This window comes from Rummeliibacillus suwonensis, assembly GCF_007896435.1.
Taxonomy (GTDB): domain Bacteria; phylum Bacillota; class Bacilli; order Bacillales_A; family Planococcaceae; genus Rummeliibacillus; species Rummeliibacillus suwonensis.
In genome coordinates this window covers 244390-255537 of sequence record NZ_VCBL01000002.1, presented here as the reverse complement: position 1 = coordinate 255537, position 11148 = coordinate 244390, and the positions used below count along the sequence as shown (strand labels likewise).

Below are 11148 nucleotides of genomic sequence, written 5' to 3'. Positions count from 1 at the left end.
GCTTCGCTGTGGGGTCTCAACTGTCCGTTTTTCCCGCGGGACATTGAATGAGCTTCACTGAACTGGCACCGCATGAAGGAAATGCGTATGCATTTTCGAGGAGTCGAGCAAGCCTCCGCTCCAATCTATATAAATGGTTCTAAAAATACAGGGTTTTTCAAAAATTACGCCAAACAGGCACATCTAATTTTGTCAAATCAACGTGAAATTTTATATTAACAGTACAAATATCATTACTAGTAAAAAATAGCTATAAGTATCAAAAATATATACTAAAAAGTTCTCAATATCTCATCGCCTGTCTTTTACAAAAGCAAAATATTCGGTATAATGATAAACAATTCAATAGAAAATCAATGTACGGTTCTTGACACTGCTAAAATGTTGAGTGAAAAGGGAAGTCGGTGAAAGTCCGATGCGGTCCCGCCACTGTAAGTGTGAGTGATTCGTAAATAGCCACTGAAAAATTTTTTGGGAAGGCACGATGAGCGTTGAACACAAGCCAGGATACCTGCCGTATAGGATCACGCCAACAATGACTACGAGGATAGAATGGGTGACAGTGTATGCAATACACTGGAATCATGATGCCTCTCGAATGAATTGAGAGGTTTTTTATTATGCTGAAGGAGGTACTTTTCATGAAAAAAATATGGCAACTAGTAAGCGTGTTGATGATGGCATTTGTTTTACTTGTTGGGTGTAGCCAAGGAGATACTCAGCAATCGTCTACTGATAAAACAAATACCACTTCTCAAACCAATGACAAAACATCCACATACCCAATGACGGTGAAAGATGCACTTGGTAATCATATAGAATTCAAAGAAGCACCCAAAAGAATTGTTTCATTAGTTCCAAGTAATACAGAAATCTTATTCGCATTAGGTTTAGAACATGAAATTGTAGGGGTAAATGATAACGATGATTATCCCAAAGCCGCTACTAAAAAGACAAAAATAGGCGGTATGGAATTCAATGTTGAAAAAGTATTGAGCCTAAAACCTGATGCAGTATTTGCACATGAATCTAATGCAAAATCAGTAGAGGCTGGATTACAACAGTTAAAAGATGCAGGTATTCCTGTCTTTGTTGTAAAAAGTGCGACAAGTTTTGAAGAAACCTACAGCACGATCAAACAGCTTGGCCAAATTACAAACAAAGAACAAAAAGCAGATCAAATTATCACAAGTATGAAGGAAAAAGTAAAAAATGTTCAAGCTAAAGTAGCGAATGTAAAACAACGTACTGCCTTTGTGGAAACGGCAGATGAACCGGATATTTTTACGGCAGGTAAAGATACATTTATGCAAGAAATCTTTGACTTAGCGAAGATTAAAAATGTGGTAGACGATCAATCAGGTTGGTTTAAAATTGATACAGAAGAAATCGTTAAACGTAATCCTGATACCATTATTGTGATGGAAGACTATGTTCCAAATATCGTAGAGAAAGTGAAAAAACGTCAAGGCTTTGATAGTATTACAGCTGTTAAAAATGATGCCGTAGTAAAAGTGGATCAAGATTTGACAGCTCGTACAGGTCCTCGTCTTGCCGATGGGCTAGAGGAAATAGCAAAGGCTGTTTACCCAGAGGCATTTAAATGAGAAAAATAGTAATGGGATATATCGTAGCGCTTATCATTTTATGTATAAGTATATGGCTCGGTATTTCCATAGGCTCAGTAAAGGTACCAATCAGTACGTTATGGAATACTGGAGCTGATGAAACGGCAACAAATATATTATGGAAAATTCGTATGCCACGTGTCATATTAGCAGGACTTGTTGGGGCAGCTTTAGCGATTGCAGGCGCTGCCTTTCAAGGATTGTTAAAAAATCCGCTTGCTGATCCGTATACGTTAGGAGTGTCATCTGGCGCCTCAGTGGGGGCTGTGGTGACGCTTTTTTTCGGTATTACGACACCTATTTTAGGCATTTATACGCTGCCAACATTCAGCATGATAGGTGCTCTAGTATCATTGTTTATTGTTTTGGGCTTTGCAAAATTGGTTGATCGTATGATGAAGATGGAAACATTGATTTTAACCGGCATTATCGTCAGCTCATTTTTAAGTTCTATTATCTCCCTGATGATTGCTTTAACAGGAGAAGAACTTCGCCAAATTATTAGCTGGCTGATGGGGAGTGTATCTATGCGTGGTTGGCCTTATGTCAAGATGATTTTCCCCTTCATCATATTTGGTTCATTGATGCTATGGGTCAATCGTCGTGAACTCAATGCTATGTTATTTGGAGAGGAACGGGCCAAATATTTAGGGGTCAATGTAAAAAGAAGCAAACGTCTTCTTTTGCTTGGAGGCTCTATTTTGACTGGTTCCGCAGTGGCGGTATCGGGAACGATCGGCTTTGTTGGCTTGGTCGTTCCACATATGACGAGGTTAATGTTTGGAGCTGATCATCGCCATCTATTGCCCTTATCTTTTATCAATGGGGCATCATTATTGATTCTTTGTGATTTGCTGGCGAGAACGATTATTGCACCAACGGAATTACCGATTGGTATTATTACATCCTTTATTGGGGCACCAGTTTTTGCCTATATTTTCTTCCGTCAGCGTAGAACGAAGGGGGCATAGGAATGCTTATTGTTGAACGACTTAGTGGTGGTTATGACCCTAAAAAAGAGATTATAAAAAATATTTCATTTACAGTGGAAAAGGGACAATTTGTTGGTATTCTAGGACCGAATGGGAGTGGAAAGTCAACACTTATTAAACTGATTAGTGGAATCATAGAAGCAACAAGTGGCACAGTTTTGATAGATGGGAAGAATCGAGAAAATTATGACACAAAAGAATTAGCACGCAAAATGGCTGTATTGCCACAATTGCATGCCTATGCTTTTTCGCATTCTGTTCGTGAGACGGTATCAATTGGACGTTATCCATATCAAAATAGCTGGCTTCAAACATGGACAAAAGAGGATGAGGAAGCTGTTGTCACAGCGATGGAACAAACAGGAGTCACCATATACAAAGATCAACCGTTAGAATTTCTTTCCGGTGGCGAACAACAGCGTACCTTTGTGGCGCAAGCATTGGCACAGCGCTCGGATCTATTGCTGTTGGATGAGCCAACCAATCATTTAGATATCGAACACCAACGAAAACTAATGGATATGATTCGATATGAGGTCGTGCATAATGGATTGACAGTTATTTCTATTTTTCATGATATGAATCTAGCTTCTCTTTATTGCGATCGATTGCTTTTACTTGAAAATGGACAAATTAGCTCAATAGGTGAGCCGCATGAAGTTTTAAAAGAGAAACATGTGATGGATGTTTACCATACAAGAGTATCCAGCTATCCGCATCCCGTATTACCGAAACCACAGATTACGTTAATACCAGAATTACAGGAAGAGAGACAAGCTTTTTCTGTCATCACTGCTCAGCAAATAAAGATTCGTGATGAATTTGTTGAATTACAAACATCTTTTCCGTTGAAAACGGTTTCCTCTGCTGTTCACAATGCGGGATTTGGTTGGTTCCAATCATTTATCAATCGTTCAGTGGATAAAGGGTATATGTGTGAGGATGCCCATGAAGAGTTAAGAAGATATCTTGAAAAGCATGGCTTTTCACCATCTAATACAGTAGCCATGATGACAGCAGTGGCATCAGAGCACGTTGTCATTAGAGATTTTTCGTCTTTAATCGGCAGTATTGTTGTTGCTGTCACAGCAGGTGTGGGAAACGCTGTCGATGTTTCAAAAGCCTATGAACGTTCTGAAAAGCCGCATATTGGAACGATCAATACATGGGTCTTCATCAATGGTACATTAACGGATGAGTCCTTTATGCAAGCGATGATAACGGCAACGGAAGCGAAAGTAAAAGCATTAGCAATGGAGGAAATTCAAGATAAAGTTTCAAATACGATTGCAACTGGAACGTCAACAGATAGTGTACTAATTGCAGCTACACAAATAGGCCCCTTCTTTGAGTATGCGGGAACAATTACGGGTATCGGAAAACTAATTGGTCACGGTGTATATGAAACGACACGTATTGCATTACAAGATTATAAACGAGCGAAGGGGATGCTATAAAATGTTCGTATTAGCACACTTAATCGCTTGTACAATCGGTGTGATCCTTGATCGATTAATCGGTGATCCACCTAAGATGCCCCATCCAGTGAGGTGGATCGGTCATTTTATTCAATGGTTAACCATCAGGCTCAATAAAAGACAGTTCAGAAAGACGAAAGGGCTTTTTCTGGTCCTTTTAGTGGTTGGCGTGACGACAATTGTCGCTTATCTGATCGTGATTGCCGCATATCAGGTAGGAACAGTATTTGGAATATTGGTAGAGGGCGTTCTGATTGCGATCGCTTTAGCGCAAAAGAGTCTTCAGCAAGCAGCAATGGATGTCTATACACCACTTATTAAAGGGGATATAAAAGAAGCACAAGTCAAGCTTTCTTGGATTGTTGGACGTGATACAGACAAATTATCTGTACCAGAAGTGACTAGGGGCGTTGTTGAGACCGTCTCAGAAAATACAAGTGATGGCATCACAGCACCATTATTTTGGGCATTTTTATTTGGGGCAACAGGAGCCTGGATGTACAAGGCAGTGAATACACTTGATTCGATGGTAGCCTACAAAAATGAAAAGTATGGTGATTTCGGGTTTGTCGCAGCGCATACGGATGATTTTTTTAATTACATACCGAGTAGAGTAACCGGCTTTCTTATGCTCATCGGCACCAAAAAAGAGTCCATGCATGCCTTTTCTTACCGCTTTAAAAGGTGGTTAAAGGATGCCAAAAAACATCCAAGTCCGAATAGTGGATTTTTGGAGGCAGCCACAGCTTATCAGCTTGCTATTCAATTAGGTGGTACAAATAGCTATAAGGGAATTATTTCTGAACGAGCAAGGATGGGAGTGCCAGAAATAGAACTTGCGCCACGACATATTAAACTAGCGATCCAACAAATGCATGTAGTCACCATATGGTTCTGGCTGGCTGGAGTTTTGATAGGAGGGATTTATATTGTCATTACCCAATCATGGTGCTAATCCGCATCGTTTATACGAACAGCTATCTATTCAAAAGCCATTGCAAATTATAGACTTTAGTGAAAATGTGAATCCTGCGGGACCGCCCATGTTTATACAAGAAAATTGGGGGGAGCTGTTTCACCTTATTTCACGCTATCCAGATCCACAGGGGCAGCCGTTTCTCTCAGCTGTAGCCGATTTTCATGGAGTGAGCGAGGCACAGATTTTATTAGGAAATGGAGCGGCAGAAATCTTTTCATTATTAGCTCTATTATTCCATCAAAAAAAGGCGATTGTGATTGATCCCACATTTTCTGAATATGAAGCAACTTTGGCAGTAAATGATGTTGAAATCATTCACCTAGAAGTGGAAGATATAGCGACTTGGAAGCTCCCCATTGAATCTATCATCAGGGCTATGCAGCAAGCGGATATTTTATATCTTTGCACACCCAATAATCCAACAGGAGTGCTGCCGTCAAAAGAGGATCTACTTTTCCTAATGGAGGAAGGAAAGAAAGCGAATTGCTCTATTGTTTTAGACGAAGCGTTTATTGATTGGATAGGCGAGGATGCCTCCATGATTCCTTATATAAAAGATAACCCGCATATTATGATAGTCCGTTCTATGACGAAAATGTATGCGATCGCAGGGGTTCGGCTAGGCTATATGGTTGCATCACCTACTATCATTGAAAGGCTGCAACAAAAAACTTCTCATTGGCATATCAATGGTTTAGCCGCAGCTATAGGTGCAGCTTGTCTAAAGGAAAGTAAATATCGGGACGAAGCGATTCGTTATGCGCAGAAAAGTAGAAAAGAATTGACGTCCTTTCTACAACGCCATGGCTGTCAAACAACTAAGAGCATGACAAATTACGTTAGCTTTCAACTACCTCAACCAAAACAATCTAAGCTTTTCTTTCATGCCATGTTGGAAAAAGGAATCGTTCTTCGACATACAGAGAATTTTAGAGGCATGAATGGCGAATGGTTCCGTGTAGGGATGAAGGATGAAAAAGCAATGCAGGCATTACAAAAGGAGATGGGTTCATGGCTGAAGCAGAACTGATCTTTATAACTGGTGGTGTTCGGAGTGGGAAAAGTGCCTATGCAGAACAGCAGCTACAATTGTTAGCTGAATCGTACCATGTGAAACGGCTTATTTATGTAGCTACGGGTGTAGCCTTTGATGATGAAATGAAAAAACGCATCACAAGGCACCAGCTTGACCGTCAAAAGCACCCGCAAAATTGGGTTACTTTAGAACAACCGACTGATTTACATCAACTTCTTTCAACCATTCAGCAGGGGGATGCAGTGCTATGGGATTGTGTCACAACATGGCTGACGAATGAGTTTTATGAAGGATTTGAAACAGGGATATGCAACTGGCAAAGGCCCTTGAAACTTGAAAAAAGAATGGCTGAAATGAAAGCCACCATTTTACAGTTACATGCGATGCAAATTCCGCTTGTGATCGTTTCTAACGAAGTATTGGACGAGCCTGTATCGAACAGCGTAGAGGTAAAGCTCTATCAACAACATCTAGGGCATCTTCATCAATGGTTTGTACAGCAGGCAACACAAGCCATTGAAATGGAATATAGCTATGTACACGAATGGAAATAAGGGAGGTGTATTGGAATGAAAAACATGGTCAATGGAATATTATTAGCATTTCAATTTTTTACTGTATTGCCCATTCATAAAGAGTTGCCATTAACCAAGAAAACCATTACCGCCATGTTTTCTTTTTTGCCATGGCTTGGTGCGATCATGGGTGCAATAATAGCAGCTATATTTTATATGCTTCAAACATATACCGATATTAGTCCAATGTTGACGGGATTTCTTCTTGTATTTGGCTATATAATTTGGACGGGCGGATTACATGTAGATGGTTTTGTTGATATGGGAGATGCTTATTTTTCGTATCGTAATGTAGAAAAACGAATTGAAATATTAGATGATCCCCGTATTGGAGCTTTTGGTGCAATGTCATTAGTTTTTCTGATATTAACAAAAATATTTTTTATTTCAGAATTAGTTGGTCATCAAGATTTCAATGTGATTTGGCTTATAATTGTGCCATTTCTATCTCGATTAGGAATGTCCATTTATTTTATTCAGACGAAATGTTCAAAGGAAAAGGGATTAGCCTATTTTTTTAAACAACATTTACATACGAAATCATGGCTAATCAATACCATTATTTCAACAATAGTCGGTACGGTATTGATTGTTTGGATAAGCGGTCAATGGCAGTTGATGATGGCTCTTCTTATCGTTGTCATAGCCGCTGCATTCTTTTATAAATGGTGGACGATCCGAAATTTCCGCGGTAGCTCGGGTGATTTACTTGGTGCATTTATAGAGGGGATGGAGGCTGTCTTATGGATTACGCTGTTACTGTTTACCTGATTCGCCATGCAAGGACAAAAAGCAATGTTGAACATCGTTATTTAGGATGGACGGATGAAGAAATTTTACCAAATCAAGATTTGCCAGTTATTAGTCGCTATGGAAAAGTTGCTTTTGGAAGCGATCTAAAGCGCTGTAGACAAACGGCTAAGCTCTATTTTCCAAGTGCAGCCTATTATAGCGATGCTGGTTTTAGAGAAAGCAATTTTGGGGAATTCGAGGGGAAAACGTATGATGATCTAAAAGAAATTCCCCAATATAGGAAGTGGATTGATGATCCCACTCATTTGGCTCCACCAGCAGGTGAGACCTTGGTAGAGGTTACCAAGCGTTGTATGGCCGCTTTTAGAAGATTACCAAAGGATTTTGATCTTTATCCACTTATATTACATGGCGGTACCATCCGTACATTGCTGGTTCAATTGGCGCCAGAGCCTAGTGAATTTTGGGATTGGCATGCGTCACATGATGAATTGTTCAAGCTTCAATGGACCACGAAGGAAGATTTTAAGGAGGGAAAACGATGCACGTCTTTATCGGTGGTGCCTATAACGGCAAACATGAATATGTAAGGCGGTGGCTAAAAAAACAGCAGCTGAACGATGTAGAATGGTATATTGGACAGTTACCTCAAAAACCGACTAACCAAGTCGTTGTTGTCTCTGGACTGGAAAAGGTTATCCAACCATTACTTGAACAAGATGAAATATCACTTGCTAGTAAAATAGCAGAAAAGCTACAATCATTAGATAAAACACATCAAATAATTGTGATTGCAACAGAAATGGGTAGAGGTATCGTACCTGTTGATCCGCAAGAACGCCGATTAAGAGACACTCTTGGAAGATTGTATCAACAACTATTTGCAACAAGCAAGCATGTCACAAGAATTTGGTATGGATTAGCTGAACCACTGAAGTAAGTTCATAATTGATTCCTAGTCTATGTATGAAAAATTTTTTACACGAAAAAGCATTACTGCTATAGAATAACACGCGTGTTGATTTTACAAAAATGAGGAATACATGTTTAGCGTAATTTTTGAAAAACCCTGCTAAAAAATATCAAAAAGAAAGAAGGATGACGGATGAATTTGTATACACGTACAGGAGACAAGGGAAAAACAAGTATTATAGGTGGAAGAGTAGATAAAGATGATTTAAGAGTAGAAGCATATGGTACAATTGACGAACTCAATTCTTTCATCGGTAAAGCAGTAACAGAGTTAGATCCAGATAAATTCCAAGATTTATTGCAGGATTTAGAAAACATTCAAAACGAACTGTTCGATTGTGGCGGCGATTTGGCAAATGTGATGAAAGAACGCCATTATAAAATGACAGACGAACCTATAGAATTATTAGAAAAAAGAATCGATATTTTAATGGATGAACCTCCTTTACTTGAAAAGTTTATCTTACCTGGTGGATCATCATCAGCTGCAACACTGCATATTGCAAGAACAATCGCCAGACGTGCAGAGCGTCAAACGGTAACATTATTGAAAAATGCAAAAGAAGGGGACGTCCCTACAGTTGTTCAACGTTATTTAAATCGTCTATCAGATTACCTATTCGCAGCAGCACGTGTAGTAAATGTCCGCTTGAATGTGGCAGATGTTGAATATATTCGAGGTGCGAAAGTGTTTAGAAATGGTGGCAGAAAAGATAAAGCAAAGGATTAGAAGTCTTGTTCTACAAAAATCTGCTCCATCCAATTGGGTGAAGCAACTGCTTATAAAATCCCAATTGATTTAATTAGCATACAGTGGGGGGATGAAGAAAACCATCACTGTGTGAAGTTTAAATTGATTGGGTTTTTTTCTTTAAGGATCATGGTTCAAAAAGCAAAAATAGATTTTATCCCGCGTTAACGGGCAGTAAGATCCCCATCTCAAGGTTTAGAGAGAAACGAGAAAGGATAGGTGAGGGTACAACTGCCAGTAAAAGCCCGATTGGTTTGGGACAACAGGATGTTGGTCACTCAGTTGTTGCCACAGGACGTGGCGTTCTTAACCTGAGTTCCTCTAGTTCAGTGGGGGATGAAGAAAACCCCCACCTGATGGAAGCTTCACTTTATATTGAACGAATTGTGCCAATGATGCGAGCTAGCTCAAAAAAGATTTAAATTTGAGATTTTCAAGTATTGTATTATGATGAATTTAATTCAATTAATTGAGTCAGGTAAGATATGGAGCAGAGATCTATACTCATACAAAATCTAGAAAACATTTTTCCTAAGGAGTCGTTATAATGGCACGTGTTTTATTTATTAATGGTGGATCAGAAGGGCATATTAATCCAACGATTGGTGTTGTACAAGAGCTTATTTTACGTGGAGAAGAAGTCGTATATTTTACATACGAAGATTTTCGCGAGCGCATTGAGAAGACGGGGGCTACAGTGCGAACATTCGATGTCCAAAAATTTATCAAAGCCTTTATCTCAGGTGGGAGGAATTCTATTCTCGAAAGAGTCAATGGCCTTTTACTTACTGCAGATATTATGATACCTAGTGTTTTGGAGCAAATCGAAGGCGAACACTTTGACTATATCATCCACGATTCTATGTTTGGTTGTGGATATTTGCTCGCGCAAAAACTGAAGCTTCCAGCTATCAGCTCCTGCACTACTTTTGCGCAAACAAAAGCATCATTTGATAAATTGTTGGAGCAATTTTCTAAACAAAATCCTGCAGAAGTTGTTCAAGCTAAATATGGTGAATTTCAAAAATTGACCGAACGGGTGAAGGAAAAATATGGCGTAGAAATCCATTCTCCATATGAAGTATTTTGTAACCCTGCTTCACTGACTATTGTATATATCCCTAAAATGTTTCAGCCATTTAGTGAAGAATTTGATCAAACATACAAGTTTGTAGGGCCATCTATCTCTTCGCGTGCAACTCAAGAAAACTTCGACCTTTCAGCAATCAAGGGAAAAAGCCTCATTTACATTTCACTGGGTACCGTTCGTAATCAGGCAATAGACTTCTATAAACTTTGCTTTAAAGCATTTGAGGATACGAAACACACGGTTGTCCTATCAGTTGGTGCACAAACAAAACTAGCAGATCTAGGAGAAATCCCTAAAAACTTTGTGGTTCAAAATTATGTTCCACAAACCGAGGTGTTGAAATATACTAAATTATTCATCACACATGGTGGAATGAACAGCACCTTTGAAGGCCTTTATAACGGGGTTCCGCTAGTTGTCATTCCACAAAGCGCAGATCAACCGGTAATTGCCGAACAGGTCGCCAAAAATGGAGCAGGTATCCAATTGCAAATGCAAGGCTTGACTGCAGATCAATTACATGAGGTTGCAGACCAAGTGTTAAACAATCCATCATTCCACAAAGCTGTTGCAACAATTAGGGAATCTCTAAAAGAATTGGGAGGCTATCGTCAAGCTGTTGATGAGATTTTTAAATTCAAAAGTCAATATGATAGCTAAAGGTAACAATCTCGAGCTGCCATTATTGTGATTTTTTCTAAGCGATAATGGCAGCTCTTTTTAAATCCAGCCGTGGAGCAGGAAATGATTATAAAGTGCCAGGCTGTGAAAATGGCTCAGTGCTTGCCCATGGAAAGCGAGCAAGCTTTCGCTGCAATCAACAAATCCCCCTATTTTCATGGATTAAATTGGATAATCAACACGCCTGATATTAAAAGTATAAACGTGAAAGCT

The 11148-nt window shown here is 39.3% G+C and carries 12 protein-coding genes and 1 riboswitch; all 12 genes read left to right on the top strand.

The features are described from left to right. Nucleotides 1-344: 344 nt before the first annotated feature. Nucleotides 345-533: riboswitch (cobalamin riboswitch) on the top strand. Nucleotides 534-641: 108 nt separating this feature from the next. The 12 genes from FEU33_RS14530 to FEU33_RS14480 all read left to right on the top strand — a co-directional run bounded on the left by FEU33_RS14530 (nt 642) and on the right by FEU33_RS14480 (nt 10914). Further along, nucleotides 642-1607, top strand: coding sequence for an ABC transporter substrate-binding protein (locus FEU33_RS14530; protein WP_146550202.1), 966 nt, complete (start codon nt 642-644; stop codon nt 1605-1607). After that, the gene (locus tag FEU33_RS14525; protein ID WP_146550201.1) at nt 1604-2599 is read left to right on the top strand and encodes a FecCD family ABC transporter permease; all 996 of its coding nucleotides are present in this window, start codon (nt 1604-1606) and stop codon (nt 2597-2599) included. Before FEU33_RS14530 ends, FEU33_RS14525 begins: the two co-directional genes overlap by 4 nt. Before the next feature lie 2 nt (nt 2600-2601). Further along, the gene (locus FEU33_RS14520) at nt 2602-4077 is read left to right on the top strand and encodes an adenosylcobinamide amidohydrolase (protein WP_146550200.1); all 1476 of its coding nucleotides are present in this window, start codon (nt 2602-2604) and stop codon (nt 4075-4077) included. A gap of 1 nt (nt 4078) precedes the next feature. Then, nucleotides 4079-5053 (top strand): adenosylcobinamide-phosphate synthase CbiB, encoded by a 975-nt coding sequence (cbiB, locus tag FEU33_RS14515; RefSeq protein WP_146550199.1) that lies wholly within the window; start codon nt 4079-4081, stop codon nt 5051-5053. After that, entirely contained in the window at nt 5028-6107 is a 1080-nt protein-coding gene (locus FEU33_RS14510) for a pyridoxal phosphate-dependent aminotransferase (RefSeq protein WP_146550198.1), read from the top strand. Before cbiB ends, FEU33_RS14510 begins: the two co-directional genes overlap by 26 nt. Then, nucleotides 6089-6667 (top strand): bifunctional adenosylcobinamide kinase/adenosylcobinamide-phosphate guanylyltransferase, encoded by a 579-nt coding sequence (locus FEU33_RS14505; protein ID WP_146550197.1) that lies wholly within the window; start codon nt 6089-6091, stop codon nt 6665-6667. The genes FEU33_RS14510 and FEU33_RS14505 overlap by 19 nt, the downstream gene beginning before the upstream one ends. A gap of 15 nt (nt 6668-6682) precedes the next feature. After that, the gene (gene cobS, locus FEU33_RS14500; RefSeq protein WP_146550196.1) at nt 6683-7459 is read left to right on the top strand and encodes an adenosylcobinamide-GDP ribazoletransferase; all 777 of its coding nucleotides are present in this window, start codon (nt 6683-6685) and stop codon (nt 7457-7459) included. Further along, nucleotides 7432-8031 (top strand): histidine phosphatase family protein, encoded by a 600-nt coding sequence (locus FEU33_RS14495; RefSeq protein WP_146550195.1) that lies wholly within the window; start codon nt 7432-7434, stop codon nt 8029-8031. The genes cobS and FEU33_RS14495 overlap by 28 nt, the downstream gene beginning before the upstream one ends. Further along, nucleotides 7983-8381: a bifunctional adenosylcobinamide kinase/adenosylcobinamide-phosphate guanylyltransferase gene (locus FEU33_RS14490; protein WP_146550194.1), complete on the top strand. Its 399-nt coding sequence runs from the start codon at nt 7983-7985 to the stop codon at nt 8379-8381. The genes FEU33_RS14495 and FEU33_RS14490 overlap by 49 nt, the downstream gene beginning before the upstream one ends. Before the next feature lie 165 nt (nt 8382-8546). Continuing rightward, nucleotides 8547-9143: a cob(I)yrinic acid a,c-diamide adenosyltransferase gene (locus FEU33_RS14485; protein WP_146550193.1), complete on the top strand. Its 597-nt coding sequence runs from the start codon at nt 8547-8549 to the stop codon at nt 9141-9143. 275 nt (nt 9144-9418) lie between these two features. Continuing rightward, on the top strand, nt 9419-9586 hold the full coding sequence (locus FEU33_RS18875; protein WP_186731437.1) for a hypothetical protein: 168 nt from the start codon (nt 9419-9421) through the stop codon (nt 9584-9586). A 125-nt stretch (nt 9587-9711) separates the two neighbouring features. Then, nucleotides 9712-10914, top strand: coding sequence for a macrolide family glycosyltransferase (locus FEU33_RS14480; RefSeq protein ID WP_146550192.1), 1203 nt, complete (start codon nt 9712-9714; stop codon nt 10912-10914). The last annotated feature ends 234 nt before the right edge of the window (nt 10915-11148 follow it).